The sequence below is a fragment of the Virgibacillus dakarensis genome (assembly GCF_900155625.1).
In the GTDB taxonomy this organism is placed as follows: domain Bacteria; phylum Bacillota; class Bacilli; order Bacillales; family Amphibacillaceae; genus Lentibacillus_C; species Lentibacillus_C populi.
Map to the genome: position 1 here is coordinate 1,008,159 of NZ_LT732554.1, position 26,512 is coordinate 1,034,670.

Consider the following 26,512-nt stretch of genomic DNA (forward strand, 5'->3'; position numbering starts at 1 on the left):
CAGGTGAATAAGAAAGGAAACTATTCCGATGATAAAAACAGTGATGATTGTAGATGATGAAAGCGAATTAAGAAAATCAATTTCCACATTCCTGCAAAATGAAGGCTATTTGACGTTGAATGCACATAATGGTATTGAGGCGTTACGTCTTATTGAGGAGAATAAAAATATAGATATCATTTTACTCGATGTCATGATGCCAGAGAAAGATGGATATGAAACATTACGCGATTTAAGAATGGCCCAAAATAGAATCCCTGTGATTCTGTTAACTGCAAAAACGGATGAGGTCGACAAGCTGTTAGGGCTTGAAATAGGTGCTGATGATTATATTACGAAACCGTTTAGTCTACGTGAGGTGGTTGCACGAATGAAGGCGGTGCTTAGGAGGACCTCTGAAGAACAGGCTGACGATGAGTGGATTCAACAAGAAGATATCAAAATTAACCTTTCCACATACGAGGTCTATATCAACGGAACAAAGGCCAACCTAACCCCTACAGAGTTTATAATTTTAATGACGCTTGCAGAGAAACCGGGAAGGGTTTATAGCAGATTACAACTAATGAACATAGCAATTGGAGAAGCATTTGTAAACTATGAACGTTCGATTGATACGCATGTGAGTAATTTAAGAAGAAAGCTATCAGAGCTTGGGTCGTCTGCTTCTATCCAAACGGTTTACGGAATAGGTTATCGTTTCGGGGTGGACGCATGAAGCTAAAACACAAGTTACTTATTTCATTGACCACTGTGATTATAATCATGGGGTTATTTCAATCTTTATTTTTTCAAACACGTGTAGAAAAGATATTTGAGAATTATCTTTCGGAAAGTGATCAAATGAGGATTGAAATGATGAAGCAGATGGTAATTTCATACTATAATTCAACAGGTTCACTAAAAGGTGTAGACAAAGTTCTTGAAAACGCAAACCGAATGCATATGAATATGGGAGAAATGATGGGTATGATGGGGGGATCTATTCAAATTATCGTGTTAGATTCCTCAGGGGAAATAGTGGCAGATACAACACCTAAAAACATGGAAAATAAGAATTCTTCTGTCAAAGAACCACTTGCCATCAATGGGAAAAACATTGGAACCCTTATTGCGTATCCAGTTAAAAGTGCCTCCGTTTCTCGTCTTGAACAACAATTTGTCCAATCAGTTAACGTTACCATTCTTTTTGGCTTTCTTGTCGCTGTACTGCTTTCTTTAGTCATTGGGCTTTTTTTATCGAAAAAAATCACCAAACCACTTACACAGCTTGTTGCAGGGATTGAACGTGTTTCAAAAGGGAAAACAAATTTTCGGCTTTCGATTGATTCAAAAGATGAATTTAGCCAGCTAGGCGATTCTTTTAATAAAATGACCGAAACACTAGAACGTACAGAACATATACGTAAATCCCTTGTAGCCGATGTTGCACATGAGCTAAGAACACCGCTTGCTATTATTCAAGCAAAATTAGAGTCAATCCAGGCCGGTGCACTTGAGGCAACAGAAGAAGTAATCCTACATGTAAGTGATGAAGTATATCGTCTATCAAGACTGGTTAATGACCTGCAGCAGCTCAGTCTGGCAGAATCCAACACGTTGCCACTTCATAAGAAACGAACGGAAATAAACGGTTTTGTGCAAGCCATTCTCTCTCAGTTCCAATGGTTTGCAGACGAAAAAGATATTAGACTTCAGTTTTCTGAAGGTTCTGCTGATATATTTATCGAAATTGATCGTGATCGTATGACCCAAGTTGTAGTCAATCTGCTCGGAAATGCACTGCGTTATACCCCTGACAATGGTATAGTTATGGTTGATGTAAAGGCGGAAGATAAATCGGTTGTGATCAGTTTTAAAGATACAGGACCTGGTATTGATGAGCAAAAACTTCCCTTTATTTTTGAGCGCTTTTATCGCTTGGATGAATCGCGCAAACGCGATGAGGGTGGGGCGGGACTTGGCCTTTCAATTGCAAAAGGCTTTGTTGAGGTACATGGCGGAACTATAAATGTAACAAGTATTAAAGGAGAAGGGACACGGTTTGAAGTATCATTACCAACACAAAGCGAATCGGTAAGCAATGTTGAGTGGGATGAAGAATAAGAAGAAAAAATACGGTAGTTATTCACTACCGCATCATTTTTTCTTCCATTTTTCTTAGCCGTTCATCTATCATATCAACCTTTTGTTTTATTTGTTGCGTCATCCTCATATGTTCCATCATCATTTGTTTCATTTCATCCATTTCCATCATGGACATACCAGTTTCCGCTCTTCCTGTGTAATTTGGGTAATAATATGGGTATTGATAGTACAATTTTTCTCACTCCTTCATGACATTTCCCTAATATCTTATGAACGCCCTCAATATATGTGTACAGTTAACAGCTAAACAACTTTTTATGAATAAAAGGTGCTGAGGAAGACAAAAAATGATTGGGATCGGAAAGAGGCGAGGAGGATAACAAAACCATTTACACAGCGAAACCTTTGTTAAAGGCGCGAACAGTGAAAAGAGCTGTTCATTCTTGAACAGCTCTTTTTATCCGATTTATTTAACGATCAATGTTGATGTCATGTCACTATGTCCCTGTCCACAAGGAATACTGCAATAGATTTTATATTCTCCCGGTTTATCCGGGGTGAATGATGTTTCACCATCTCCCTCAATATTCACGTCAAACTCATCAATGGCAAGTCCATGCATTCCTTCATCACTTGCAAATGATATGTTAACTTCCTCGCCAGCTTTCACGGTGTACTCGGCCTGGTCAAACTCCCAATTTGTTGCTTTTATACTGAGTTCATTACTGGTAGCGGTTTCTTCCGTCCCCTGTTCCGCAGTACCATTATTTTCTGACTGCTCGGTTGTATCATCTGCATTGGTATTATCCGTGTCACTATTGTCGGTTCCACCACACGCTGCAAGAACGAAGATAAAACCGAGGGCAATTATTGCCAGTATGCCTTTTTTCATGAAAATCCCTCCTCGTATATTTGAGCCTTTTCAAACACCATTCTAGTTCATAATTGTCTACTTTTTGTGTGGAAAGTAAGACTTTTATTTGAACAATCAACGTTCATCAAAAGACAAGCATTCCATATACATCAAAAAACCCATAAATTCTACATATTTGCTTGCTAAACTTTAAAGGTGATCCAATGAGGAGGTAACTGCATGAGAGTTGTATTATTTGAGATTGGTGACTTTCCCATCCGATCGTATGGTCTTGTAGTCGCACTTGCGATGCTATTGGGTATGGGGGTTGCCTATTATTTAGCAAGAGGAACAAAATATCAAAAACATGTAGTTGACATGACAGTTTTTGTAATTATTGGGGCAATAATCGGAGCGCGCTTTTGGCATGTGTTTTTCTTCCAATGGGAAAGCTACCGGGATAATCTTGGTCAGATTTTTGCCATCTGGAACGGTGGCTTGGCAATTCAGGGTGGTCTAGTTGGTGGCTTTATCACTGGGGCCATCTATACGTGGCGTCACAAATTAAACTTCTGGGAGTTTGCTGACATTATGGCGCCGGCGATTATATTTGGACAAGCGATTGGCAGAATTGCCTGTTTATTAAATGGTGATGCCTTTGGTTCTCCAACTGGTTCAAATTTTGGGCTTGTTTATCCCGAAGGAACAATTGCATATAGTGAGTACGGATCACAACCGCTTTGGCCTGCGGAAGTTTGGGAAGGGCAGTGGGACTTTTTTGTATTTGGATTATTACTTATTATGAAGAACAGAACGTGGCCGACAGGTTTCATTTTCCTTGCGTATAACATTTTATATTCAATCGGTCGATTTTCACTTGGCTTTTTGCGTGGCGACTCGCCAAGATATTTGCTTGACTTAACTGCAGGGCAATGGACAAGCATAATTGTCACCATTGTTTCGCTGATTTTAATCGGCTATTTCTATTTAAAATCAGACACGCGAATCAAAAAAGCAAATGGATAATTAAACGGGGTGTAGGTCTGAACGACTGAATTCTCTTCCATTATGGAAGTAAGATTCATAAGGGGTAGTTATATGTTTTTTAAATCCAAAATTAACTTGCTGTTTGTTGTATTACTTATCGCTATAGCCTTTGTCATTATTGTTCCGGTAAATGGCACTACTTATATAAAAGACCGTGAAGCAGACGGTCTTTTGCTTATGCGCACCTTTAGCAGGGCTGACATTCAGACGGAAAAGCTAACGTTAAGTTATAGTGGAATTGTCGAATCTTATCATGAATCGGATGAAATAAAAATCTTTAAAGAAGAATTAGAGAAGACCTTTTCACTAAACCTTTCTTTAGCATCAGATTCAGGGGATCAAAGGCTAATCAAGTATCAAGGTCAAACAAAAATCCCTTCATTACCTAACACTGAAATCCAAGTTGCGTTAGCAGGAGTGTTGCATGAAGATGAAGACACGTACAAAGCGCATTTAATGATATCCCTGTCAAGTACAGCACCGGATGAGAAGGATTTTCTTCAGGACTATGCCCATCTAAGGGAATTGCTAGAGCGTATCCATTTGAGACCGGAAATCATAATAAATGTTCAGGGTAGTATCGACGGAAAATTGGAGCAGGACGTTCAGCAACAAATGGTGATGGACTTGTTTAAAAATTTAGATGCAACCGTCTATAAAGGGATGGACGAAAAAGCGTTAATAAGCTTTACCGGATTATCTGAGAAGCTTAGTTATATGGAAGAAAACAACGAAAGACAGATAAATGTTCAAATCGCTAGTCGCTACAGTCCGGTTGACAAGAAAACCAGTTTTACTATTGGAACACCTTTTATTACCGTAGGGTATAATTAACTCACTGTATGGTTGGCCAGAAGGAGGAACAAAAGTTTCCCCCCCAAATTCACCATTTTCATATTTTACGTTCCATTGGACATCCTATGAAACATAAAGGCTTATAAGGAGGTATTAATGTTGTTAAAGACAGTTGATGTAGGTCTAATGGCCAATCATCTATCGGCACATAAGGCGATTATAAAGCGACTGAATCTGTATTCAAGGGCTGTTCAAAATAAGCAGCTCGCCACCATTTTAGAACAACAAGTTATGATTATGAGGAATCATGTACAAACAATGAATCAATTGCTTGATCCCAATCAGCAAAAGGTGAGCTTGCCTCCTATTCCCAATGGAGCTACAAAAATGCAAAACCAAATAGTTGAGAATGATTTCGGGATTGATGATCACGACATCGCGATCGATGCTCATTTTACTGCCAGTTCCATGGCGAAGGAGAATTTCAATTCATCCGAAAATATGAAAAATCAGCAGGTAAAACAAATCCATTCACAAATGGCTATGCAACAATCACAGATTGCTGAAAGACATGAAATGTTAGCTCAGCAAATGGGATGGGCAAGCCATCCAAACGCATCCATTGCAGAGCAAACAGCTGTAGTTACACCGTTAGAGACGATGCCAAATCAAGCGGGTATAATTCCACCGCAGCAAATGGATAACCAAAACCAGATGCATTAATTCACAACAAGAAAAGCGATAGATGTTCAAATCGCTTTTCTTGTTCGTCAAGGAAATTATAGAATTTGGGGGCTGTGGACAACTTAATAACCGGATAAGCCACGTCCGGCTCCAGCGCCCAGCGGCTAGTGTGCTTCCTTCACCTCCGTACGATAAGTCAACATCGACTCCCTCCGGTCGTCGTGTTTCCTTTATCTCCTACGGTTCAGTCCAGCACATACGCCGCTAACCGGGCGCTTGCGCCTTTGTTCTTAAACAAGCTTTTTTAGCCATATGTTACGACTTTATTAACTATCGCTAAAATTGTGGAAGACTAGTTAATCTTTATATCCCATCTCGTTAACTGATAAGGATCATGAATCCAGTTTTGAAATAAATCGGTTTCGATGGATACGGATTTCTTTAAGGCTTTGGCGATACTATCTTCATTTATCGTTTCCCCGACATTTGTTTGATATAAGGTTTTTAAGAAATGGTTGAAGGCCTTCTCACCTATTTCATCACGTAAAGTTAAAAACATGTCCGCAGAACGGGCATACCAGGAATCATATAATTCTTGTCTATTCCCATAACGATATAACCCCGCATCCAGAGTTTGATAAGGCGATGTATTGATAAGCAATTGATTCCGTTTCCGATAGGTATCCCTTAATTGTTTTCCCTCTGATTTTGAATAACGATTTTCTAAGTATAATACGACTCCCATTTCAGCTAATCCTTCATCAATCCAGCCATTTTTAACCTCGTTTATACCCACCGCATTATACCACCATATATGTCCGATTTCATGTGGCAACCAGTGTTCAATTTTGTTATCAACGTACATGTCTTTTGAAAATACTGCCAAATTAGGGTATTCCAATGCAAAATTGGTATCATTCCCGGTTTCAATAATTGCCAAATTAGAATATGGCAGTTGACCATAATGTGCTTTATATGTTGAAAAAGCTGCATTTGTAATATTACGTATCCGGTCAAAATTTTCTTCAGAGGTTAAGGCAATTGAAATGGTTGTGTTTTCGTCAGGTTTTATTTCTTTTATCTTATATTTTGTGCTTCCCGCTAAAGCAAAGTTTCGAACACCATCCACTTTCCAGGTCATTTTCCGTTCGTTACCAACCATTGTTTCGGATAAGAGGGTTCCAGAACTTAGCCACTTAATGGACGGCGAACTTGTCCATTCTACGACGTAATTTGCAAAATTGAATAGATACGGATCACCCATTCCAATGGGGTCAGGCCGATCAACCCAATTTTGATTATTGTCTAGTACACCAAGCATTGGATACCAAGTGGTAACAAGCCATACATTATCCTTATATCCAAACCGGGTTCCTCTGCGGGGGACAGGAGTTTGAAATTCAATCTGAATAGAAAGTTCTTTTTTCTTATAAGGATTTTTTATAGTCAATTGGCGCCGATCATATGCAAAATTAGCGATTTCATCATTCAAAAACACTTTTTTAATGTTCATAGAGGACCACGAATAGGGGTAGGTATAAAAAACAATTGTGTCTGTGCCCGGGTTATTAATGGTTAAATTGACCTGACCATTGATTTGGAAACTTTTGTCGTCTAATAAGGCTGTAATATAATATGTAGGAATATCCTTTGCTGTCACCTCAATTGTATCTTTGTTTTTTATAACTGTCTGATCTTTATCATTACGTGCGACGGTGGGGGACCAGCTCACTTTTATCTTATTGATCATACTTGTTATCTGGTTAAGGGCTATTTTCGACTGTGAACCGGGAATTATAAAAAAAATTACTGCCATATAAATTATCGTCATTACACACATTGTCACTATCAATTTTTTCCGCTGTGATTTCATAGACCTTTGTTACCTCGCCAAACTATAATTGTTTCACTATCACAAAACTAGAACTCAGGTTTTATGATTATTTCCTTCATTTCTTCATTAATGTGTACATGAAAAGCACTGATCCCTTTGCGATAAAAATAATCCCGTACTTCTTTCGGGATATAAATACCCCCTCCACGTCCTACTGTACTGATAATATCAATTGAATTTTTCTTGGAGGGCAGGACAAAGATGTGATTATTTTCTATGGTGAATTTCACTAAATTACCTTCTTCAATTTGCAGCATTCTTCTCCATTTAACAGGTATTAAGAACTTGCTGCTGCAATCCATGTTGATCCTTTTTCCAGTTGCTATCATGTTTGAAACCTCCATTTTAGATAGAATGATTCCTTACATTATAAAAATTAAATGTGTAGAATCTATGAATTTTTACACTAGAAACAAAATGACGTCTTGCTTTCATGTTTAATTCAGCTCTGACAGGTTAAGGTAAAGTATAGATAATGAAGTTTTAAAAAGGGAGCAATGAAAATGGAACATGAACATCACCACCAATCTAAACCAGGGTATTCTGAAGTCAAAGTGCAAGCAGATTATCACGATGGACATATTATCATTAGAGTTAGGGATGACAAGGGTGAGGGAGTAGAACTTGAAGATACCCACGAAAAAAAAATGCACCTGATCGTCGTTAGCAACGATCTGCAAACATTCCTCCATGTTCATCCAATCGAGAAAGAAGCCAGTCTCTTTGAAGTCTGGGTTGAATTGGAACCAGGAGGGTACTTTGCATTTGTTGACATTAATCCAAAGGCCAAAAGCTATTCAATTGAGCCTCTACTAATCACAGTTGGAAGTGGCAGTTCACGTCATATCCATGGTATGAATAAACTACTAGAGGATGTAAAACTGACGAAAGTGGTAAATGGGAAAAAGGCCACACTGTCCCATACGGAATTAAATTCAGGCGAGCCAGTATCATTATCATTTAATTTAAATGGAGAAACCCCGCTTCCATACCTAGGGGCTTTGGGACATGTGGTAGTCATCGATGAACAAATCGAAAAATTTATTCATGTTCATCCATTATCAGATGATGTTACGGATTTTAAAGCGCATTTCCCCGTACCAGGAGCATACAAACTATGGGCCGAATTTAACTTTGCTGATCAGGGTGTAATCGCATTTCCGTATGTTTTGGAAGTAAACTGAAAAAGTGCACTGACTCAACTTTGGGCTCAGTGCACTTTTTCTATTTTTATTTTATTTTTACAAAACCTTCATTGTACCAAACATTCCTGATTCTTCGTGACCCGGTATTGTACAAACAAAACGATACACACCTTGTTCCGCGGGTGTAAAGGAAACGGTTTGTTTCTCCCCAGGCTTCGCATGTAGATGAACAGTATTTTCAGCTTGACCATGTTGATAAGAGCCATTTTGCTGGACGTTATCTGGATTAAAATCAATAATTTCCAGATCGTGTTCGATTGTACCAGTGTTCTTAATGGACAATGTTATTGTTTCCCCGACTTGGACATTAATATCATTGGGTAGAAAATCATATTCTTCGGCCTTGATCAACAAACTATTATCACCTTCATTATGTTCGGAATGATTTTGTTCAGCAGAATTCGTTCCGGTAAAAATAGGCCCGGTTTGATTGAATAGCAGAAATAGAAATCCAAAAAGGGCAACGGGAACAAGCGGATTCCGGTAAAAAGCTGTTTCCTTTCCGTTTACCTCCTTTTGAATCATATAAACCAGGATCAGCACTGTAGCCAGGAATAAAAAGAACATTATTTTAACAATTGCTTCACGATACTCTGTCGTAATCATTACCCCAAGCATTGCACCCATCATTCCTCCCATAAGACCGGACAGGAGACCATCCAATACCGCCATAACGCTAACAGGAACTCCTGCCAAAAACCCTGCAGCCATCCCTGCAACCATTCCCAATAAGGTGGCAATAAATAAATTATCTGGAAATAAAACCCCAAAAATTAAACCGAGTATTAAACCAGCACTCATCCCCAATGTCATGGCAATCATCATACCAGTCATGCAGGGTATTTTTTTTCTATTGGAAACTGTCTTCCCAATAATAAAAACGGAGAGCAGGATGATGGTTAGAAATATCAAATTTAAAGTCATTCCCATTATGTTCAAACCCCTTTCTGTCTTGTCCAATTAGTTAACTATATGTACTTCCTAACTGAAAATATTCTAATAATATGTTTTTTTGTATGAGTGCAAAATGACAGGCTTTTTTTAACTGGAGGAGTTGAATTTGAACAATTTATGAACATTTATCATCTTTATATTTCTACACAGTTTCTAGACAAATTTAATTTAGGCTAAAGGTTAATGTTCATTAATAAGTTTGGAGGATATATGTGTATGAGCTTTGTGAAAAACAAAAAGAACAAGAAAAGGCGCCGCTTTATTTTTAGAATAACGATTCTGCTTGTATTATTGGCAGCTGTACTTTTTGCCCTTATTTCAAATTTCCAAAAAGATAAAAGTGTATATGGTGTAGGAGACAAAGCACCTGATTTCCAACTAAAACAAATCAGTAAAAACAATGATACGGAAACGATCCGTCTTAGCGATTTACAGGGAAAGGGTGTCATGCTGAATTTTTGGGCTACCTATTGTAAACCATGTGAAGCAGAAATGCCTTATATGGAAAAATTGTATCCAAAATATAAAGAAAAAGGGGTAGAGATTGTTGCGGTTAGTTTAGATGCATCAGAACTAGTTATTCATAGATTTATAGATAAGTATGATTTGACATTCCCGGTCGTCCATGACACGAAAAATCAAGTGATGGACCTGTATAAAGTTGGACCAATTCCTAGTACATTCTTTATTGATCAAAATGGGGTAATTGTGGAAAAGGTGGATGGTGCTTTAACACTCGACCGTTTAGAAGGGTATCTCCAGCAAATTCAACCAAAATAGTAAAAATCAATTGTTAAAGTGGTGGGTTAGATGAACAAAATTAAATGTGAATGCGGACATGTGAATCCGGAAGGGACAGTCCTTTGTGAGGCATGTGGAAAACCGATTGAAGAAAATCAGCATATTGATGGCAATGATAAAAACAAGCTGTTAAATATGCGTTATGAAGGGAGTGCACGAAGGTCACAAACGCACAAAAAATCCATGGTAGATAAAATATGGGCGTTCTTTTCATCGGTCAAGGTAGGGGTATGGCTGATTGTTATCGCACTTGTTGCATCTGCTGCAGGAACTATTTTTCCACAGGAAATGTACATACCAGCCAATGCAGTTTCGCGTGATCCTACTATTTATTACGAAGATCAGTTTGGTATTTTTGGCAAAATATATTATCAGCTAGGTTTTCATAATTTGTATAGTTCCTGGTGGTATATGCTTTTAATTGCGTTAATTGGCGTATCATTAGTAATTTGCAGTATTGATAGATTTGTTCCTTTGTATAAAGCACTGAAAAAGCAGAAGCCGAAGCGAAATGAAACATTTGTCAAAAGACAACGGCTTTATGGTGAATCATTGAGTGTTACAAAAGATGAAATGGATAACTTTATTCAAGCTTTAAAAAAGCGACGTTATAAAATAAGGCAGGATAATGGCCATACATTAGCAGAAAAAGGCAGGTTTTCCCGCTGGGGACCATATGTAAATCATATTGGATTGATTATTATACTACTGGCTGCACTTTTACGTATGTCCCCTTTTTTATATTTGGATGAGTATGTCTGGGTCAGGGAAGGGCAAAAAACGGTTATTCCGGGGACGGACGGGGAGTATTACGTTGAAAACAAAAAATTTATTTTAGAAACGTACGACCAGGATAATGAGCGTTTTAAAGATGCAATCGCTAAACAGGGAGGATTGATCCCCAAAAACTTCCAAACGAATGTGATTATATACAAAGTAGATCAACCGTCCCTTGCCGGTACAGACCCGAAGCTGGAAAAATTTATAGAAGACAAGATATACATGAATAACCCATTAAAGTTTGATGGGTATACGTTATATCAGGCGGGGTACCAACTGAATGAGTTTGAGAAAATGACGTTTAACGTGCATGAAACAGATGACCCGGATGAAAAGTCTTTAGGCAGCTTTATGGTTGATCTAACCTCCCCAAAAATGGACTATGAGCTTGAAAATGGCTTTCGCGTTAAGATTGACCAATATTACCCGGACTATGAGCTGGATAATGGTAAACCTAGATCCAAAACCAAATATCCGAGAAACCCGGCATTTGTATTTTTTGTCTATCCACCTGAAAGCAAAGAACCAGAAGTAAGCTTTGTCGGGATTGGCAAAAACATTGATGCATCAGGAACGAATCAATATAAATTGGGATTTGCTGATATCAAGCTGCGGGATGCCAGCGGGCTGACAGTTCGCAGGGATTATACGTTACCTTTATTTGCTGTTGGAGCAATTATTTTCATGATTGGTGTTATTCAGGGAATGTATTGGCAGCACCGAAGAATCTGGATTCATCCTAAGGGGAATGGAATTTTAATGGCTGCACATACAAATAAAAATTGGTATGGCATAAAACAAGAAATTGAAAAGTCTATATCTGGAACGAATATAAACATGGTGGAAGATCAGCTAAACAATAAATAATAAAATCTAAATGGGAAGGAGTATGTGTACATGGATATTCTGCTAGACATCAGTAATACAGCTCTGTATCTTGCTTTTGTTCTTTATTTGATTGCTACCTTTTTCTTTGGCGGAACGATAAAAACTAAGAAACCAAGGAATAAAAAGGGCATTGCGGGCAAGATTGGGATTAGCTTAACAATTGTAGGGTTTATTTCCCAATTAACCTATTTCATCACAAGATGGTTGTATAGTGGTCATGCACCATTAGGTAATATGTTTGAGTTTGTTACCTTTTTTGGGATGACACTTGTATTTGCATTTATCATCATCTACTTAATTTATAAAATAGGCGTTTTGGGATTGTTTGCACTGCCCATTGCCTTAATTGTAATTGCGTATGCAAGTATGTTTCCTACAGAAGTGTCACCTCTTGTGCCTTCGTTACAAAGCCATTGGCTATACATACATGTTACGACAGTGGCCTTGGGGGAAGGGATTCTTGCTCTAAGTTTTGTTGCGGGACTTATATACCTCATTAGGCAAGTTGATCAATCTGCTAAAAGTATCCGGACATTTTTTCTGGAGACAATTCTATTTTTAATGCTCGTAGTAGTAGGATTCGTCATTGTTTCTACTACATTTAGTTCGTTCGGATACAATGTAACATTTGAATATCCAGAAGGTGAAACGATATATAAAACAGAATATGATCTTCCCGCTATTGTGGGGCCGGAAAATGGAACATTGACAACTGAAGGTGTAATGAAGCCATGGTTTGAAGCACCAGATTGGATGCAAGGAACAAATGCAGCAAAGAAGTTTAATACGTTAATTTGGTCGTTTTTTGGCGGTTTTATCTTGTATTGGCTAATACGCCTTGTTTTAAGGAAAAGAATTGGTGCCGCAATTCAACCGTTGCTTGCGAGAATTAAACCAGATTTAGCAGATGAAGTTTCCTATCGTGCAGTGGCGATTGGATTTCCAGTCTTTACCTTGGGAGGCTTGATTTTTGCATCGATTTGGGCACAAGCTGCTTGGGATCGGTTTTGGGGTTGGGATCCAAAGGAAGTATGGGCATTGGTTACTTGGTTCTTCTATGCAGCGTTCTTGCATTTACGATTATCACGTGGCTGGCATGGCGAAAAGTCTGCATGGTTAGCGGTCGTAGGATTTGCCATTATCATGTTTAATCTTGTGGCGGTTAACTTAGTAATTGCTGGGTTACACTCTTATGCATAAAAGAAACTGCAGTTCTAAGTATTGATTATTCGGTTGTGCTCAAATGGACTATGGTTTTTGGAGTTTAGTAATAGATATTCCACCTATCAATGCATTTATAGAGCCGATATACTTTGTCACTCTGGAATAATAGATGCAAAGTCATATTGGTTCTAATTTTTTTATATAGGTATCCACTTAAATGTCGTCAAAACCATCAAAATAATGTTACAGGGAAATAACAACATTAATTATTCTTTACAAATTATTAAACCACACATTTTCTGCAAAAAATGAATTTAAAGTAAGGAGGAATTCACATTCTAAAAAAAGAGGGGTTAAATACATAAATGAAATTGCTACATCTATTGAATGGTCTGGAGATAGAATATGAAACGATAGAGAAACTAGGTGACATATCAATCCAAGGGATAGCGGACAGTTCTTTGGATGTTGAAAAAGACTTTGTGTTCGTTGCTATAAAAGGCTTTAATATAAACGGTCACAAATTTATTAAAGATTCTGCTAGAAATGGTGCATCTGTGATAGTAGGGGAAGAGGATGTTTTTGATTTACCCGCCCCATATTTAAAAGTAAAAATAGCAGAAGGGCCTTGGGGATTATCGCCAAAAACTTTTATGGTGACCCCTCTAAAAATAAATGCATTGTTGGTGTTACCGGAACAAATGGTAAAACGACGACAAGTTACATGTTGAAACATATTTTAGAAACAAACGGGATATCCTGCTCGCTAATTGGGACGATACAATCCGTTATTAACGGAAAGAATGCAGAGAGTGTCAATACCACCCCTAATCCCCTCATTCTGCAAAATCTTCTTGCGGCTAGTGAGGATGATGTCATCATTATGGAGGTATCATCCCATGCCTTAACCCAATATCGCGTAGAAGGAGTGGTATTTGATTTTTGTTTATTTACAAATTTGGGACATGACCATCTTGATTATCATGAATCGATGGAAAAATATTTTCGAGCCAAAACATTGTTGTTTGATAAGTTGAAGGATAATGGACAAGCAATTGTAAATATTGATGACTTTTGGGGTGAAAAACTTGCTGTATTGTTAAAGGATAAAGGAAAGGTTCCTTATACAATAGGACAGTCCAAAAATAGCTATTTAAGGATACTTGATTTTGAAGGATCGATTACAAAGATCAAAGAAAACAATGAATTGACCCATATTCACTCTCCTATGTTCGGGGTTCACAATATGTATAATGTTGTCATGGCTTTTGCAACTGCCAAACTATTAAACGTGGATAAAGACCTCATTTCTTCATCAATCCCCGAGTTTACAGGTGTGGAAGGCAGATTTGAACTTTCACAGCTGGATAATGGGGGTACCGCTGTGATTGATTACGCCCACACACCAGATGCTATTTTTCATTGCCTAATGACAGCAAGGACAATATGGTGCTAAAAGAATTATTCATGTTCTTGGTTTCAGGGGGGACCGGGATCAAAGCAAAAGACAGGAAATGCTGTCTATAACGTCTGAACTAAGTGATCACTATATATTGACATTTGATGATTTGAACTCTGTATCCCACATGGATATGGTTGAAACGCTTGAACGATTAAACAAATCTTTTGGAAATGAAAAAGGGACCGTTATTTTGGATCGAACCTTGGCTATAAAAGCGGGAACAGAGTGTTCAAGGGGATTGGGTCATTATAACAGGGAAAGGGCATGAGAAATATCAGCAAACTTATCGTCTGGCAACTGAATCTGACAAAGACACAATTGCCTACCTTTTGAATTTAGAGGGTAAGACAAAAGAGAGAGGATAATGTGAAAAAGCTACAACAATAACCTGTTTTTCAAAAATGTTTATAGAAGGGGAAGTGGTTTATTACATGTTGAAAATTCGTAAGGCATTAGGTAATGAGGTAGAATTGATTAGAGAACAAAGAGCAAACGCATATGAAGAGTATAAACAAAAGATTCCCAAAGAACATTGGGGCGCTCTGAAGAAATCTATCCTATCGGACACAGATAAACAGGCAGGTGTCGAACTTCTTGTTGCTGAGTTGGATGGAGAAGTGGCGGGGAGTGTTGTTTTATACCCTGCCAAATCGGATGCTTACGAAGGATTGGTTGGTTCGTTAGACTACCCCGAAATAAGAATGCTTGCAGTCGCACCGGAGTTGCGAAGTAAAGGTATTGGTGAATCATTAATAATTGAATGTATTCGTCGCGCAAAGGAAAAAGGGTCCCAGTACATAGGTTTACACACCGCAGATTTTATGAAGAGTGCTATGCGGTTATACGAGCGTATGGGATTTGTGAGACTACCACAATTTGATTTTAAACCTGCCGACGATGGAATTATAGTAAAAGCATATCGATTAACAGTGAATGAATTTTAGTATACGGGTTTCCGTCGTTTGAGATATCCGATCCTTGGCTTTTTAAAAAGGTTCATCAGTAATAGAAATACGGTTCAGGTGGGGGATTCGTGTAAAGGTTGTGTTCCCAAAAACCGTATTATGGGCTGGTGATATCTATCATTTAGTAAGAAATAATCCTGTTGGATTGCACACTAAAGAAATGAACTCAGCGCAGTGATCAAATAGAAGAATGGTTGTAATGAATCTCGGAAATACAAAGAAATCGAAAAAATAGGACTACCAGAAAAAATGATAACACGTTAACATCGGATGTGCAAAGAGGGGACAATTCGGGTAAAGGTAGGGCACTCATTACACTTTTTATATAAACAAAGATGCTTAACACTATTCGTCTAGAAATGTCGGTAAAAATCGCAACTAAATAATAGATGGCCACTCATTAATTGTCCAATTTATGAGAGGCCTATTTGTTTAATCCTTTAATATGAAGATATATTTCTTGTTGCATCGACACTCTAATGCCAAGGTCGGTTATGTTTAAAAGTCAGATTGTTCTGTCTCTTAATAAATGACCAATAGCCTCCGTTAATTCATCTTCCGGTATCCCGCCGAATCCTAAAACTATTATTGGCTGGGTTTCATATTGATTTTTCATTAGGTAAGAAGATAACGGATAGATTTTAATGTTAGTTTCCAGGGCCCTGTTTACCAGTTCTTTCTCACGCATATTATTTTTATCTTTAGGACAACATGAAACCCGGATAAATTACCGACAACTTCTACAATTTCCTTGTAAGGTTTCAATAATTCCAATGTTTTTTCCATTTTATTTCGATTTACCTTTCGGATTCGGTTAAGGTGCTTTTCAAACTTCTTTCATGAATTGTGCGAGAATATGCTGATCCATTCGGGACACAAAGCAGTGAAAAAAAGATAATTCATCTTTATAAAACACCAGAAACAGAGGCTCGTATTATTTTAAAATAATATGAGTCTTCATCTTGTTTAGTGAAAATCAAGATAGTTCATCCCGTAAAAAAGGCCATTTAATGAATAGGGATTTTTGAAAAAAAGATAAATTTACTATTGACTCTGTACCATAGTCCAGGGTACATACTAATAACCAAGGGGGGATGAAATGGAAGGATTAACAATAAGCCAAGTAGCAAAAGAAGCAAACGTCAATATTGAAACCATTCGATATTATGAAAGGCGTGAATTGATTTTTGAGCCTCCACGAACGAAATCGGGTTATAGGAAGTTTCCCAAAGAAGTTGTTGAAGATATTAAATTCATCAAGAGAACGCAGGATATAGGGTTTACTCTTGAAGAAATTAAAAATCTTTTAGCTGCTTCAAATGGTGACAATTTTCGTTCAGAGGAGATGCGCAACTTTGCAACAAGTAAAATGAAAGAGATTGAAACGAGAATTCTTGATTTGCGCCAAATGAAAACATTGCTTGACGACTTGGTGGAAAAGTGTCCGGGTCCTGGAGTTTCAAAAGGAGAATGTCCAATTATTAATAACTTTAAAGGAGTGAATTAGAAGTGGCTAAACGATTAGTAGAAGTATTTACAGCGGGTTGTAGTGTTTGTGAAGGTGCTGTGCAACAAGTAAAAGATTTAGCTTGTGATAATTGTGAAGTGGTGGTTTATGATCTAAATAAAAAGTGTGACACACTTGAATGCGAAGCAAAAGTGAAGGAGTATGGCATAAAGTCTGTTCCAGCCGTTGCAATCAATGGGAAATTGGTCGGCAACAACGGCATCGACACCGAGGCATTAATAGCAGCAGGATTAGGTCAATAAATAACGAATAGCGAGGGTAAGATTCTTACCCTCGCTTTTGTATGCAAAAAGGAGTTGTATATGAACACGTTGGTTTCAAAGAATGTAACAATTATTTCATATATCGTTGCCATTATATTTATTATTTCCATGATAACCACTGCGGTTATATTGGATAATCACCAAATTATTTTGCCGGAACTTGCTGCAATGGCGATTGCCATGTGGGTATACCGAGAAGCAGGATGGATCAGACAACCATCGAGGATTCTTTTTGCCCCATCCCTCACCGCCATAATTGGATTTATGGTTAATCTATTACCAATTTTTTATGTAGGAAAAATTGGTATCACACTTGTACTTTCTATGTTCTTATTGCGTCTCATTCAATCGAACCTGGCACCATCTATTGCAACAGGGTTACTACCAGTGGTGATAGATGTAGACGGATGGTCATTTATTATATCAACTTTCATTCTTACTTTTATATTGATGCTTGGGGTTCTTATATTTAGATTGAATGATGGGCTTCAGAAGGAAGTGTTGATACAGTATAAGTACACAGTAGTATTTTTAGTGTTGAATTTTGTCTGGGTTAGTTTAACCTGGGCTGTCGGTTATCCCCGACTAGTAGCTATCCCGCCTATTCTTGTAGTTGTTTATGAATCACTTCACAAGCCTGTGTACAATGGGAAAGTAGCCTTTAAGCAGAGTCTTGTATTGACAATCTCTGCGACTGTCGGCACTCTATTGTACTTCGCCATTGATTCATGGATATTGGTAACGCTGATAGATATGATATCAATGTACTTTTTGTTGCGTATCGTTGGCGTCCGTATTCCAGCAGTGTACGCTTTTCCACTGCTCCCGTTTATCTTTCCAGATAAAATTGTAGCGATGTTGCCGTTAGGTTCATTAATTACATGTCTATTTTTGTTTGGTTCGGTTTTAGCGTATAAAAAGGTAGAAATGAAGTAAAGTCTAAAGTCTAAAGGTAATCCAAATTTAAAAGATAGGATTTAGTTAATAAGGCAAGGACGAACCCACCCTTGCATCATAAATTAATGATCTTTTCCTATATTTTTTAAAAATACCATTGCTTACTTCCAACTAATTTAATAGTGACTTCAATCAATTTTTTTAAATGAATTTTATGATTATCCGGCGGTATGGTTTTTTTAACTTGATTGTGAGGTTAAGGTAATGTTGCGAACAAGTACAAATTTTTGTTACAAACTATTTACAATATTAATAATCCGTTACAAATCATAAAACCACACACTTTCTGCAAAAACAGGTTTTAAATTGAATAGGAATCTTTTTTCGACAAAAAGTGCTATTTATTTACCTATATATGGAACTAAACCAGAACCTAAGGTAGGAAAGAGTGGTTAATTTGAAAAAGTTACTTTTAATAATATTGACTATTATCGTATTGAACCCGTTATTAGGAATGAAGACTTTTGCTGATTCTGATAAATCCACCCCGACTTTGCTAAGTGAAGCAGCAATTATGATTGATGCAAAAACAGGCTCCGTTCTCTATCAGAAGAATGCTGATGCTAAAGTGTATCCAGCTAGTTTAACAAAAATTGCAACTGCAATTTATGCGATTGAAACAGGTAATCTGGAAGATGTTGTTACTGTAAGTAAAAAGGCGAGGAATACGGAAGGGACAAGAGTCTACCTTGAAAAGGGGGAGCAAGTCACATTAAAGAAACTTCTTCAAGGCTTACTTATCAATTCGGGAAATGATGCTGGTGTAGCAATTGCGGAACATCTAAGTGGAAGCGTGGAGCAGTTCGCTAATGATATTAATGTCTATTTAAAGAATGTAATTGGCATACAAAACACTCACTATGAAAATCCGCATGGTTTGTTTGATCCCGAACATGTAACGACAGCAGAAGATTTGGCAAAAATAACCCAATATGCAATGAAAAATAAAGTATTCCGGGAAATATTCGGAACAAAAAAACTGAAATGGTATGGTGAATCTTGGGATACCACCCTTTATACACATCATAAACTAATGAGGGAGCGGCCATACAAGGGAGTTACAGGAGGAAAGACTGGTTTTGTAGACCAATCTGGTTTTACTTTGGCTACAACGGCAGAGAGAAAAGATTTGAGTTTAATTGTGATTACATTAAACAGCAATTTTCAATCCGAGGCTTACGATGATACTGTGAATCTACTAAACTATGGATTCAATAATTTTGAAACATCCACTATTTCTGAAGGAACAATATTTACAGTTAACGATCAGAGGTTTAGTGTACCAGAGAAGCTATCTTATACTAACCGTATCAATGGAAAAATCAGTAAAAAAATGAAAAAGAACGGGGAACTGGATATTGTTAATCAATCTGGTGATGTTATTACCACGTTTATGTTAGACAAAATGGAAAAAGAAGGGAAGAGCACTAAGATGACTACCTCTCGTAATGAGGTAAAGGGTAGTTCCATGCTTGGAAGTTACTTTCCAGATCTTATTACTTTGTTTCTAACTGTCCTTATTGTTGTTTTGTTAATTCGATTCTTTTGGAGGAAATTTAAATTAATGAATTAAACTTTAACATTCAAAAATCCATATCTTTTAGTGCAGCAGATGGAAAGTCAGGATACCTATTTGCTGTCTACATAATATTTAGGTAGAAAAGAAATTAATAGGCCTATTTGTATAAGGACTTTGCTGATTCGGATACTCATCCCCCAGCTAATCATGATAGATTTAAAACCGGAAAAGTTTTATACTGACTTCACTTAATTGTAGAAGCATAAATCCAGATTACGTTACAGGTTTATTTTATTTAGTCATAACCCATCCGTATTATGTAATATATTTTACAAATGGGGGTGAATACGGTTGAAAAGGAAAATTGGAAATTCATTTAAATTAGCTATTGTTCTGTTCGTATTCGTTTTTCTTGTTATTCCATTCATTATAAGTGTCTCCTATGGGAATATCCCTTTTCTTAACAATAATTCCTTATTTTCCTATGACATTATAGTTTCGAATAATCAACAATTAAATAATAACAATATCCCGCTTCTCAATTATAAAACATATACTTGGTCAGAAGTAAAAAGCTACATTATTAATAAGGAAATGGGATTTTCTCATGTTTTTCGGGATACTGTTGTCCTATTTTTAACTGCGGTCATAGCTATTTTTATCGATCGTACATTTGGGCGCAATTTACTAAACTTTTTACGAAGAAAATAAGCCGGCCAAGAAAAAATCTCATATTGTGAATTTACTGTGACAATAGTTTACAGGGAATTGCAATTCAGTTGAAATATTGTTATTTTAATAAAAGTTAAATATGAACATGTAATCATGTATTGGATTATCTTTTTGATCGTTATCTTTAAAAAGTAATTCGGGTATATCATATTTAATCCTATTACTAAAACAAATTCTACCAATAAAAGGGGACTATAATTTTGCCAAAAAAAATACCACTAATACAACTATATTTACTGTTTGCGATTTATGTTCTCTTGTTTTTTGGAGCAAGTTATCTTACAAGTTTAATTACAACCGATGATTTTCCAACCATGATTATTTTTACGATTACCGTAACTATTTATTGGTTTATAGCCATTGCAATGTCGGGTTTGCATAAAAGGTCAGCTAACATAAAACAGGTTCATCTTAAGACTGTCATAAGCATTATAATAATTATGGTCGTTTCGACTATCCAACAGCTTATGTTTATAAATATTCCTTTTGACGCAAGCTTCACATTCTTTGGTATTAGTTTAGTCCTGCTATTACTGCTACATTCCTTGTTTTTTAAATCGAAATTCATCAGGTAGATTGTTGTGCTTGGAATATGTCTCTGTTGTTACTCAAATCAAAAAAGATGGGTTACAAACCTTTTTCAGCACCCCGGAACCACCTGTATTGGAACTTTAATAAACGTTGTCAGCAACATTTAGCCAGGTAGGCATGCCAAGTCCGGTTAAAAAATAAAGATGTGAATCCTTTGTTACAGATGTTGACCGATTCATGTCGGAAGATGACTCATTTTGAACTAGTCAAATGACTTTTCATACGTAATGGGATTGTTGTTAAAAAATACGATAAAATCAAAATGAGAATTGTCTTAAGTGACGATTCTTTTTTTATGTTTAGTTGTGCAAAAACATTTTCTAGAGCGTCCAAGGCGATGGAATTTCGTAAAATCAGCCAAAAGCAATTTAAGATTAAAAGCCGATCAGATTTAGAAAAAAGAAAAACCCCAAAATTGGTTTATGGGCACTTTTGTTTATATTCATCTTGATTTCTACCCTTACCAGATAGGTTCCGCACTTTATTTACGGAGAATCTTTTCCTCGTGGAGGAATAAAATTAGAAGACTGTCTCCCAAAGCAAAATGTGATCCACTTGGGGAGATAGACACAACAAATCTTTAGTATTTTAGTTCAAAAAGGTCAAATATAAGTAAATAATCCCAAATCCTAGTAATCCATTTATGGAGCAATGTACGCCGGAAGCATTCTTAACCGCTTCCCCAAATATTTCCTTTATCGCAACCATAAAAATCACCGCAATAGCAACATTTATCATGAACGCAAGCAAAAATGGCATTCCAATTTCAAAGAATTGTCCTAGCAATGAACCGGCCGCAATAGGAATGGTGATAAGTGTTGTTAAAAAAATCCAAGTAAGAAAACCAAATCCAGCCAAAAATAATGGCGTAAATATAATGATTCCCTCAGGTATATTATGTAAGACTAGTGTTGTTAACATGATACTTCCAATATCTGTACCTATCGTTGGACCAAGCGCAATTCCAACAGGAAAATTATGAACAGCAATGCTCAGTGCTAAAAGTACACCGGAGCGAATGAAGATATCTTTTTGATGGCTGTCCGTAATGATGGTAATTTGATCCATAGTACGATGGATATACATAAAGAGCAACAATCCGACTGCGAAACCAAATGCTAAAACGACCCATCCACCCAACGCAATACTTTCAGGAATCATTTCAAGGAATAAAAGTCCTATTATTAGCCCTGCACACACGGAGTAAATAAAATTATACCCACGTTGAAACCTCTTCATAATCCAGGCTAGTCCACCACCAACGCCAATCCCAATAGCTGAAGCGAACGCTCCGACCATCCATGCTGCACTCATCAAATCGCTCCTCGTTAAAAATGTAACCCCAATAATAGGGAGTATAAAAAACGGATAAACCTACAATCATGTGAATGTTGACAATAACATTTGAAGTATTTATAATATGAGCATATGTTAATATATGCAACTATATAATGATTATTATACAACTTCTTTTCTAAATATTGTACGTTATATGTGGCAAGCTATACATTAAAATTTAAAAGTGGGGGAAATATAATGGATAAACATGAAGAAATAGTGGAACAAGAAACGTATCATGACTTGGACGAAGAAACATTATTTGTCGTGTCACAAACATTTAAGGCATTATGTGACCCAACAAGAATTCGCATTCTTAATTTACTTTTTCATAAGGAATATTCGGTAAATGAAATTGCTGAAAATTTGCATCTGAGACAATCAACTGTTTCGCATCAATTGCGTTTTTTAAAGAATTTACGGTTGGTAAAATATCGCCGTGCTGGAACAACGATGTTCTATTCGCATGATGATGAGCATGTCATGAATATGTTAAGGCAAACGATAGACCATGCTTGCCATAGTTAATACTGTTAAAACAATGTATTATAATTTACCTTTTTATTAATATTATATGAGTATATACAAATACGTGCATATTGGAGGAATTAAAATGGGACATGATCATGGCCATGACCATACACATGGAGCAAACAAAAAAACACTAATGATCAGTTTTTTCATTATTACCGGCTACATGATTGTTGAAGCAGTCGGAGGTTTCTTGACGAACAGTCTCGCACTCCTGTCAGATGCAGGACATATGTTAAGTGATTCCATATCACTGGGGGTAGGAGTATTAGCCTTTGCACTGGGAGAAAAGGTAGCAAACTATAGCAAGACGTATGGCTATAAACGGTTTGAAATATTGGCTGCTGTTTTTAACGGGGTAACGCTCATATTAATTGCACTCTATATTTTTTATGAAGCTTACCAACGGTTTTCCAACCCACCTGAAGTAGCCTCAACCGGAATGTTAATCATTGCTATTATTGGTTTATTGATAAACATTCTTGTTGCCTGGAACTTAATGCGCGGTGGGGATACAAAAGAAAATTTAAATATACGGGCAGCTTTTCTTCACGTAATAGGTGATCTGCTTGGTTCGGTTGGTGCGATTATTGCAGCACTGCTAATTATGTTTTTTAACTGGGGCTGGGCCGATCCATTAGCAAGTGTTATTGTGGCTGTTCTCGTGCTGATAAGCGGATGGCGTGTTACCAAAGATGCTGTCAACGTATTAATGGAAGGAACCCCCAAAAACATTGACTTGGAAGATATTATAAATACGATGGAAAATGTGACGGGAATTTTACGTATTCATGACTTGCACGTATGGAGTATCACGAGTGGGCAAAACGCCCTTTCCTGTCATGCGGTTGTCGACGGGGCCTTATCGGTAAATGAGAGCCAGCAATTATTGAGGAAGATTGAGCACGAATTGGAACACAAAGATATTGGTCATGTAACGATTCAACTGGAAAATAATGACCATCCACATGATGATTCATTGTTGTGTCAAAATGATCAGGAAAACATTACCGAGGGCCATGATCATCAACATTGAGGGATACGCATAATATGGGGAACATGCCTTCATTGGTGGAGGCATGTTCTAGCGTTTTCTGTAAAATTGTGATAAGTTTATGACAGTTATTGATTTTGCGATACTCTTGGTTCGAGTAATGCTATGATATAGTGTAGCGTTTTATATCTCCTTTTTCTTATAGTAAATGGGCTTGGGATATTTGAAAAAAAACATGTACTATATAAACATCTGTATTTGTAGGGAGGAACTAAACCATGAATTCCAAACGAACCAAATTACCTTTATATATCATTGCCACACTTCTGTTTGGCATTAAAACATATATTATTTATCGCTTTATGTTTAGCATTGAACTTGATAATTCCATGCAAGAACTTATCTTATTTATTAATCCGTTTGTTTCGGCATTTTTAGTTTTCGGATTAAGTGTCTGGTTTCAAAAGCAATCACGGCAAATGAAATTTTTGCGATACACTGCATTGATTGGAACATTAATTTTGTACTTCAATCTTGTATTCTATCGTTCGTTTTCCGACTTTATTACGATTCCACAGTTATTCCAGGGAAGCAATATGGGAGATTTGGGATCTAGTATTCTAACATTAATGAAGGTTTATGATATCTTGCTATTTGCTGATGTGGCTATCATTTGGTATTTAAGCAAGAAAAAGCAGGATGTAATGGCTGTACGCTATCCAAAAAGTGGCAAAGTGTTCGCTTTGGCAATGTCATTTTTACTGGTGGCAGGGAACTTTTTCCTGGCTGAAATGGAAAGACCACAGCTTTTTACACGCGCTTTTGATCGGGAATATTTGGTGAAAAATATTGGTATATTCAACTACCACATATACGATGCTGTTATGCAATCCAAAGTCAAAACAAAACGTGTTTTTGCAGATGAAAACGAGCTTACAGAAATAAAGGAATATGTGAATAATAGTAAAAGTAAGGATAAGTCAAACATGTTTCGTGCAGCGGAAGGTAAAAACTTGATTTTTATTTCTGTTGAATCATTGCAGAGCTTTGTCATAAATAATAAAGTTAATGGGGAAGAGATTACACCATTTTTAAATAGTTTGGTAGGAGATGAAGATACATTCTACTTTAACAATTTCTATCAACAAACCATGCAAGGAAGAACATCAGATTCTGAGTTTTTGGTCGAGAACTCTCTTTACCCACTGCCAAGGGGAGCTGTATTCTTTACCCACGGCCGGAATGAATACAATGCAATGCCGGAATTGCTGAAAAATAAGGGCTACTACACTTCTGTATTTCATGCAAACAATAAAAGTTTCTGGAATCGGGATCAAATGTATAATAGCCTAGGTTATGATCAGTTTTACGGGGAAGATTCTTTTGAAGAAACAGCCGAAAACACGATAGGATGGGGGCTAAAGGATAAAGCCTTTTTTGAGCAGTCTATTAAATATTTGCAGTCCATGGAACAACCTTTTTACACGAAATTCATTACGCTGACAAATCATTTTCCTTTCAACTTGGAGGAAGAGGATAGAACGATTGAGCCGTATGATTCAGGTTCGGCTACACTTAATAATTACTTCCCAACTGTACGATATACCGACGAAGCTTTAAAACAATTTTTTAAGCAATTAAAAGATGCCGGTATTTATGAGGACTCCATCATTGTTATAATGGGAGATCACTATGGGATTAGTGAAAATCATTATAAAGCAATGAGTCAATACCTGGGTAAAGAAGAAATCACACCGTATGATCATATACAATTGCAACGCGTTCCATTGTTTATTCATATCCCCGGAAGTGGAAAAGGAAAGGTAATGTCCAAGGTTGCCGGTCAAATTGATGTAAAACCAACCCTAATGAAACTGCTAGGTGTTGATATCAAAAACGACATCTACTTTGGCAACGATTTGTTTTCAGAAGATCGTAAAGGTTATGTTGCATTAAGGAATGGTGATTTCATTAGTGATAACTATATTTCGACTGAAGGTGTTTGCTATAATCGTCAAACCGGTGATCCGATTGAGAAAGCAAATGATTCTGTTGTAAAGGAAACGACGGAGAGCCCATGCAACCCAATTAAAGACAAGGTTTTAAAAGAGCTTGGGTATTCAGATGCTATTATTTACGGTGATTTATTCCGGTTTGAGGATTTTGAACCGGAAACCAATGATAGTGATAGCTGATTAAAAGATATTTGACAACAATTTAATGATAAAAAGGTGCATTCATTTAACGATGCACCTTTTTTTATTTGGATAGATCCATTATTTAAATGGTAAAGACTGTTTTTCTAAAAGTCTTTAAACCTGTTGAATTGTCACATATCGTTCACATTAATTTTATTGAGTATTTGTTCATTTGCAGATATGATGATGTTGGATGATGTGTAAGATTGTTTGGATTAAACCGATTTTATTCAGGAAACATTGTGTACAGTGAAGAATGATCAATGAATTCACTAGAGGGG

Annotated in this window: 28 protein-coding genes; 21 read left to right on the top strand and 7 right to left on the bottom strand. The window is 36.9% G+C overall.

Translation table 11 applies throughout. The features are described 5' to 3' along the window. Positions 1–28: 28 nt before the first annotated feature. Positions 29–718, top strand: a complete 690-nt coding sequence (locus CZ382_RS14650) for a response regulator transcription factor (RefSeq protein WP_088051928.1) — start codon at positions 29–31, stop codon at positions 716–718. Beyond that, positions 715–2,106, top strand: a complete 1,392-nt coding sequence (locus CZ382_RS14655) for a sensor histidine kinase (protein ID WP_088051929.1) — start codon at positions 715–717, stop codon at positions 2,104–2,106. Before CZ382_RS14650 ends, CZ382_RS14655 begins: the two co-directional genes overlap by 4 nt. A gap of 25 nt (positions 2,107–2,131) precedes the next feature. On the opposite strand, the gene CZ382_RS14660 is transcribed toward CZ382_RS14655, so the two are convergent. Beyond that, entirely contained in the window at positions 2,132–2,320 is a 189-nt protein-coding gene (locus CZ382_RS14660) for a hypothetical protein (RefSeq protein WP_088051930.1), read from the bottom strand. A 234-nt stretch (positions 2,321–2,554) separates the two neighbouring features. Beyond that, positions 2,555–2,980 (bottom strand): cupredoxin domain-containing protein, encoded by a 426-nt coding sequence (locus tag CZ382_RS14665; protein ID WP_088051931.1) that lies wholly within the window; start codon positions 2,978–2,980, stop codon positions 2,555–2,557. Positions 2,981–3,181: 201 nt separating this feature from the next. Here CZ382_RS14665 and lgt point away from each other — a divergent pair, with 201 nt between their 5' ends. The 3 genes from lgt (at position 3,182) to CZ382_RS14680 (ending at position 5,506) form a co-directional block, all read left to right on the top strand. Further along, entirely contained in the window at positions 3,182–3,967 is a 786-nt protein-coding gene (lgt, locus tag CZ382_RS14670) for a prolipoprotein diacylglyceryl transferase (RefSeq protein ID WP_088051932.1), read from the top strand. A 72-nt stretch (positions 3,968–4,039) separates the two neighbouring features. Further along, positions 4,040–4,822 carry a YwmB family TATA-box binding protein gene (locus CZ382_RS14675; protein WP_159457805.1) on the top strand — a complete coding sequence of 261 codons (783 nt, stop codon included), beginning with the start codon at positions 4,040–4,042 and terminating at the stop codon, positions 4,820–4,822. 117 nt (positions 4,823–4,939) lie between these two features. After that, positions 4,940–5,506 (top strand): hypothetical protein, encoded by a 567-nt coding sequence (locus CZ382_RS14680; RefSeq protein WP_088051934.1) that lies wholly within the window; start codon positions 4,940–4,942, stop codon positions 5,504–5,506. 313 nt (positions 5,507–5,819) lie between these two features. Here the strand turns inward: CZ382_RS14680 and CZ382_RS14685 are convergent, their stop codons facing one another. Together CZ382_RS14685 and CZ382_RS14690 are read right to left on the bottom strand one after the other, a co-directional pair. Beyond that, entirely contained in the window at positions 5,820–7,283 is a 1,464-nt protein-coding gene (locus tag CZ382_RS14685; RefSeq protein WP_140392738.1) for a M1 family aminopeptidase, read from the bottom strand. Positions 7,284–7,387: 104 nt separating this feature from the next. Beyond that, a complete protein-coding gene (locus CZ382_RS14690; protein ID WP_088051936.1) occupies positions 7,388–7,690 on the bottom strand; it encodes an AbrB/MazE/SpoVT family DNA-binding domain-containing protein in 303 nt (100 codons plus the stop codon). 174 nt (positions 7,691–7,864) lie between these two features. Between CZ382_RS14690 and CZ382_RS14695 the strand changes: the two genes are divergently transcribed. Then, complete coding sequence (locus tag CZ382_RS14695) at positions 7,865–8,545, top strand: hypothetical protein (protein ID WP_088051937.1); 681 nt, start codon at positions 7,865–7,867, stop codon at positions 8,543–8,545. Between the two features lie 57 nt (positions 8,546–8,602). On the opposite strand, the gene CZ382_RS14700 is transcribed toward CZ382_RS14695, so the two are convergent. Continuing rightward, complete coding sequence (locus CZ382_RS14700) at positions 8,603–9,496, bottom strand: cupredoxin domain-containing protein (RefSeq protein WP_088051938.1); 894 nt, start codon at positions 9,494–9,496, stop codon at positions 8,603–8,605. A 240-nt stretch (positions 9,497–9,736) separates the two neighbouring features. On the opposite strand from CZ382_RS14700, the gene resA reads away from it, so the two are divergent. The 7 genes from resA (at position 9,737) to CZ382_RS14725 (ending at position 15,559) form a co-directional block, all read left to right on the top strand. Beyond that, positions 9,737–10,300, top strand: a complete 564-nt coding sequence (gene resA, locus CZ382_RS14705; RefSeq protein WP_088051939.1) for a thiol-disulfide oxidoreductase ResA — start codon at positions 9,737–9,739, stop codon at positions 10,298–10,300. 30 nt (positions 10,301–10,330) lie between these two features. Beyond that, positions 10,331–11,968 carry a cytochrome c biogenesis protein ResB gene (locus CZ382_RS14710; RefSeq protein WP_088051940.1) on the top strand — a complete coding sequence of 546 codons (1,638 nt, stop codon included), beginning with the start codon at positions 10,331–10,333 and terminating at the stop codon, positions 11,966–11,968. Positions 11,969–11,998: 30 nt separating this feature from the next. Further along, on the top strand, positions 11,999–13,189 hold the full coding sequence (ccsA, locus tag CZ382_RS14715; RefSeq protein ID WP_088051941.1) for a cytochrome c biogenesis protein CcsA: 1,191 nt from the start codon (positions 11,999–12,001) through the stop codon (positions 13,187–13,189). A 329-nt stretch (positions 13,190–13,518) separates the two neighbouring features. Then, positions 13,519–13,884, top strand: a complete 366-nt coding sequence (locus CZ382_RS24280) for a Mur ligase domain-containing protein (protein WP_235000441.1) — start codon at positions 13,519–13,521, stop codon at positions 13,882–13,884. Beyond that, a complete protein-coding gene (locus CZ382_RS24285) occupies positions 13,878–14,609 on the top strand; it encodes a Mur ligase family protein (protein WP_235000442.1) in 732 nt (243 codons plus the stop codon). The genes CZ382_RS24280 and CZ382_RS24285 overlap by 7 nt, the downstream gene beginning before the upstream one ends. A 7-nt stretch (positions 14,610–14,616) precedes the next feature. Then, positions 14,617–14,883, top strand: a complete 267-nt coding sequence (locus CZ382_RS24830; protein WP_407701325.1) for a hypothetical protein — start codon at positions 14,617–14,619, stop codon at positions 14,881–14,883. A gap of 163 nt (positions 14,884–15,046) precedes the next feature. Further along, positions 15,047–15,559 carry a GNAT family N-acetyltransferase gene (locus CZ382_RS14725; protein ID WP_088051942.1) on the top strand — a complete coding sequence of 171 codons (513 nt, stop codon included), beginning with the start codon at positions 15,047–15,049 and terminating at the stop codon, positions 15,557–15,559. Between the two features lie 526 nt (positions 15,560–16,085). On the opposite strand, the gene CZ382_RS14730 is transcribed toward CZ382_RS14725, so the two are convergent. Further along, entirely contained in the window at positions 16,086–16,268 is a 183-nt protein-coding gene (locus tag CZ382_RS14730) for a hypothetical protein (RefSeq protein ID WP_088051943.1), read from the bottom strand. Between the two features lie 411 nt (positions 16,269–16,679). Here CZ382_RS14730 and CZ382_RS14735 point away from each other — a divergent pair, with 411 nt between their 5' ends. From CZ382_RS14735 to CZ382_RS14755, 5 genes are all read left to right on the top strand, one after another. Beyond that, a complete protein-coding gene (locus CZ382_RS14735) occupies positions 16,680–17,087 on the top strand; it encodes a MerR family transcriptional regulator (protein WP_088051944.1) in 408 nt (135 codons plus the stop codon). A 2-nt stretch (positions 17,088–17,089) separates the two neighbouring features. Further along, positions 17,090–17,350: a thioredoxin family protein gene (locus CZ382_RS14740; protein WP_088051945.1), complete on the top strand. Its 261-nt coding sequence runs from the start codon at positions 17,090–17,092 to the stop codon at positions 17,348–17,350. A 60-nt stretch (positions 17,351–17,410) separates the two neighbouring features. Beyond that, positions 17,411–18,307 carry a hypothetical protein gene (locus CZ382_RS14745; protein ID WP_088051946.1) on the top strand — a complete coding sequence of 299 codons (897 nt, stop codon included), beginning with the start codon at positions 17,411–17,413 and terminating at the stop codon, positions 18,305–18,307. A 418-nt stretch (positions 18,308–18,725) separates the two neighbouring features. Next, a complete protein-coding gene (locus CZ382_RS14750) occupies positions 18,726–19,901 on the top strand; it encodes a D-alanyl-D-alanine carboxypeptidase family protein (RefSeq protein WP_235000443.1) in 1,176 nt (391 codons plus the stop codon). A 297-nt stretch (positions 19,902–20,198) separates the two neighbouring features. Next, a complete protein-coding gene (locus tag CZ382_RS14755; protein WP_088051947.1) occupies positions 20,199–20,558 on the top strand; it encodes a hypothetical protein in 360 nt (119 codons plus the stop codon). 1,200 nt (positions 20,559–21,758) lie between these two features. On the opposite strand, the gene CZ382_RS24290 is transcribed toward CZ382_RS14755, so the two are convergent. After that, complete coding sequence (locus CZ382_RS24290) at positions 21,759–22,484, bottom strand: ZIP family metal transporter (RefSeq protein ID WP_235000444.1); 726 nt, start codon at positions 22,482–22,484, stop codon at positions 21,759–21,761. A 222-nt stretch (positions 22,485–22,706) separates the two neighbouring features. Here CZ382_RS24290 and CZ382_RS14770 point away from each other — a divergent pair, with 222 nt between their 5' ends. The 3 genes from CZ382_RS14770 (at position 22,707) to CZ382_RS14780 (ending at position 26,228) form a co-directional block, all read left to right on the top strand. Continuing rightward, the gene (locus tag CZ382_RS14770) at positions 22,707–23,036 is read left to right on the top strand and encodes an ArsR/SmtB family transcription factor (protein ID WP_088051949.1); all 330 of its coding nucleotides are present in this window, start codon (positions 22,707–22,709) and stop codon (positions 23,034–23,036) included. A gap of 85 nt (positions 23,037–23,121) precedes the next feature. Next, positions 23,122–24,075: a cation diffusion facilitator family transporter gene (locus CZ382_RS14775; protein ID WP_088051950.1), complete on the top strand. Its 954-nt coding sequence runs from the start codon at positions 23,122–23,124 to the stop codon at positions 24,073–24,075. Between the two features lie 236 nt (positions 24,076–24,311). Beyond that, a complete protein-coding gene (locus CZ382_RS14780) occupies positions 24,312–26,228 on the top strand; it encodes an LTA synthase family protein (RefSeq protein WP_088051951.1) in 1,917 nt (638 codons plus the stop codon). Positions 26,229–26,512 lie beyond the last annotated feature (284 nt).

Coding starts and splice junctions, on each gene's coding strand:
- CZ382_RS14700 (WP_088051938.1), bottom strand. CDS start 9,496: ATGGGAATGACTTTAAATTTGATATTTCTAACCATCATCCTGCTCTCC.
- CZ382_RS24290 (WP_235000444.1), bottom strand. CDS start 22,484: ATGAGTGCAGCATGGATGGTCGGAGCGTTCGCTTCAGCTATTGGGATT.
- CZ382_RS14775 (WP_088051950.1), top strand. CDS start 23,122: ATGGGACATGATCATGGCCATGACCATACACATGGAGCAAACAAAAAA.
- CZ382_RS14690 (WP_088051936.1), bottom strand. CDS start 7,690: ATGATAGCAACTGGAAAAAGGATCAACATGGATTGCAGCAGCAAGTTC.
- CZ382_RS14780 (WP_088051951.1), top strand. CDS start 24,312: ATGAATTCCAAACGAACCAAATTACCTTTATATATCATTGCCACACTT.
- CZ382_RS14710 (WP_088051940.1), top strand. CDS start 10,331: ATGAACAAAATTAAATGTGAATGCGGACATGTGAATCCGGAAGGGACA.
- CZ382_RS14730 (WP_088051943.1), bottom strand. CDS start 16,268: ATGCGTGAGAAAGAACTGGTAAACAGGGCCCTGGAAACTAACATTAAA.
- resA (WP_088051939.1), top strand. CDS start 9,737: ATGAGCTTTGTGAAAAACAAAAAGAACAAGAAAAGGCGCCGCTTTATT.
- CZ382_RS14655 (WP_088051929.1), top strand. CDS start 715: ATGAAGCTAAAACACAAGTTACTTATTTCATTGACCACTGTGATTATA.
- CZ382_RS24285 (WP_235000442.1), top strand. CDS start 13,878: ATGTTGAAACATATTTTAGAAACAAACGGGATATCCTGCTCGCTAATT.
- ccsA (WP_088051941.1), top strand. CDS start 11,999: ATGGATATTCTGCTAGACATCAGTAATACAGCTCTGTATCTTGCTTTT.
- CZ382_RS14770 (WP_088051949.1), top strand. CDS start 22,707: ATGGATAAACATGAAGAAATAGTGGAACAAGAAACGTATCATGACTTG.
- lgt (WP_088051932.1), top strand. CDS start 3,182: ATGAGAGTTGTATTATTTGAGATTGGTGACTTTCCCATCCGATCGTAT.
- CZ382_RS14650 (WP_088051928.1), top strand. CDS start 29: ATGATAAAAACAGTGATGATTGTAGATGATGAAAGCGAATTAAGAAAA.
- CZ382_RS14735 (WP_088051944.1), top strand. CDS start 16,680: ATGGAAGGATTAACAATAAGCCAAGTAGCAAAAGAAGCAAACGTCAAT.
- CZ382_RS14680 (WP_088051934.1), top strand. CDS start 4,940: ATGTTGTTAAAGACAGTTGATGTAGGTCTAATGGCCAATCATCTATCG.
- CZ382_RS24280 (WP_235000441.1), top strand. CDS start 13,519: ATGAAATTGCTACATCTATTGAATGGTCTGGAGATAGAATATGAAACG.
- CZ382_RS14725 (WP_088051942.1), top strand. CDS start 15,047: ATGTTGAAAATTCGTAAGGCATTAGGTAATGAGGTAGAATTGATTAGA.
- CZ382_RS14695 (WP_088051937.1), top strand. CDS start 7,865: ATGGAACATGAACATCACCACCAATCTAAACCAGGGTATTCTGAAGTC.
- CZ382_RS14745 (WP_088051946.1), top strand. CDS start 17,411: ATGAACACGTTGGTTTCAAAGAATGTAACAATTATTTCATATATCGTT.
- CZ382_RS14685 (WP_140392738.1), bottom strand. CDS start 7,283: ATGGCAGTAATTTTTTTTATAATTCCCGGTTCACAGTCGAAAATAGCC.
- CZ382_RS14665 (WP_088051931.1), bottom strand. CDS start 2,980: ATGAAAAAAGGCATACTGGCAATAATTGCCCTCGGTTTTATCTTCGTT.
- CZ382_RS14675 (WP_159457805.1), top strand. CDS start 4,040: ATGTTTTTTAAATCCAAAATTAACTTGCTGTTTGTTGTATTACTTATC.